General features: G+C 37.7%; 1 protein-coding gene and 2 pseudogenes. All 3 read right to left on the minus strand.

Translation table 11 applies throughout. The features are described from left to right. Positions 1 to 581, minus strand: a pseudogene (locus tag IM284_RS23100) (hypothetical protein); the annotation flags it as partial. Between the two features lies 1 nt (position 582). Further along, entirely contained in the window at positions 583 to 1,557 is a 975-nt protein-coding gene (locus IM284_RS23105) for a glycosyltransferase family 2 protein (RefSeq protein WP_052954316.1), read from the minus strand. Further along, a pseudogene (locus IM284_RS23110) lies at positions 1,544 to 1,893 on the minus strand (O-antigen flippase); the annotation flags it as partial. The gene IM284_RS23105 and the pseudogene IM284_RS23110, both read right to left, overlap by 14 nt.

Raw genomic sequence — 1,893 nt, forward strand, 5'->3', positions numbered from 1 at the left:
ACTGACAATACAGTATAAACAAACATCTTTTTCGTGAATTTTTTATAAATAAAGAATAAAAAGAATATTTCTACGAGACCAGACATCAGAATACCACGTCTGAAGACCAGCATTTCCCAGATGCTCATTAACAGAATTACCAGAAGTATACTTTTCCGTTTTGATAAAAGAAAATGATAATATAGTGACGGAAAAACAAAAAGGAATAGCATATTAACTATCCCATGATATGTTGGTATGCCGAACTCGGTATAGTTATAGCCGCCCCTAAATTGCATAATCATTGGGATCCCACCAGCAACAACCACATCAGGTATTATTGCAAAGCACCAAATGATGAGCCATATTTTAGTCGCCCGCCAAGATGGCATAATATCTTTAAGACGAACATGATTAATACTGCCAGGAGTGATAAATGGAAGTGAAAAAATCAACCCCAGAACAACATTGATTGACAAAAACACCATCATCTCACTTGAGAGAGGGCTAATATTAGTCGTCAATCCAAGCGAATATAAGAAAATTGTAAACAACCAAATTGAAGCATATACAAACCCTGGGGACAATAAAAAAATACTCATTCTACATCCTCAGCTGTCGAAGTCTTCCACCTTCAATATATGAAAGTGCCAATACGACTTTATATACAAAATCGGGTATTTTAATCGTTTTTGAATCTAATTTATCACACAAGCAGAGCAGAATTTTTCGTGTCGTTGTTATTGGAAGAATATGTATAGCCTTTATGAGTAGTTTACTAAGGAGTTTTGTATCTTCCAACATCACTTCGTAAGATGAAAAGAGACTGTCCTTCACGCATTCCGGATGTTTTCCTTTCAAAACAGGGAAAGATTTTGACGCATATACAACCATTCTTTCCGAAGCTCTGCGCAAAGTTGGGGTATCACTGTCTTCTGCTCTTGCATCGGGTAAAAAATAAAAGTCATACTTTGCTTTTGAAACTCGGATGCCAAGTTCCTCATCTTCACAGCCGTAATGATAGAAAGTTTCATCAAAACCGCCAATTGTGTCAATTATATCACGCGTCAGGATAATGCCGTCACTTGCGAAGAAACGAGTGCTTATAATTCCTTCAGGCATGTTACGCGCCCCCAAATAACGACTGTCAAAATAGCGGAGGTAATTGCTGGTGTTGAGTCTGGCGGGATCGATTCGTATGTTAATTCTGGCTGCTGTATAGCTCTTATCATGGAAAAACGAAACGATCTTTTTTAATGCGTTAGGTTCAAGCAGATTGTCGATATCAATAAACATTATCAACGAATTTGTCGCGAGAGAAATACCCACGTTACGGGAAATTGCCCTGCCAGAATTTATTTGGTTCCTGTGGAATAAAAAATTTATCTTATCTTTAAACGCTTCCGCATACGAGCCTGCGATTTCTGCAAGTGAAATTGGGCTACAATCGTCAATAAGGATTAATTCGACAAGGTTGTTTGGATAATCAATATTCAGTATAGCATCCATGAAGCGCTTAACTTTCGATGGTTCACAGTAAGCAGGGACCACTATTGAAATCTTATCATTGTACTGCACTAATGCACCTCGTAGAATAAATTATATTAAAGGCGTAGACTACTGCTAAACCGATGACGATGTTACTCACCCCCATATAATGGAAAATGGCAGGAACAATAGCCACTACCAGGCAGAAGGCTATCAACCACTTAATAGCTAATTTTTTTAACTGCTTCATTCTAATTAGAACCATACTGAGCAACTGATCTATAGCTAATATTGGTGTTAACCAGACAAATGTTTTTAAATAACTATATGCGTAAACGAGTTTTGCACCATAAAGGACGTGAATAATCATGTCGGCAAGAATTGTTGTAAACAGTGCGCCAGCACAGGTTACTGAAAGCGTAGCGA

The sequence above is a fragment of the Enterobacter cloacae complex sp. P12RS genome (assembly GCF_014895875.1).
GTDB classification, from domain to species: Bacteria; Pseudomonadota; Gammaproteobacteria; order Enterobacterales; family Enterobacteriaceae; genus Enterobacter; species Enterobacter bugandensis.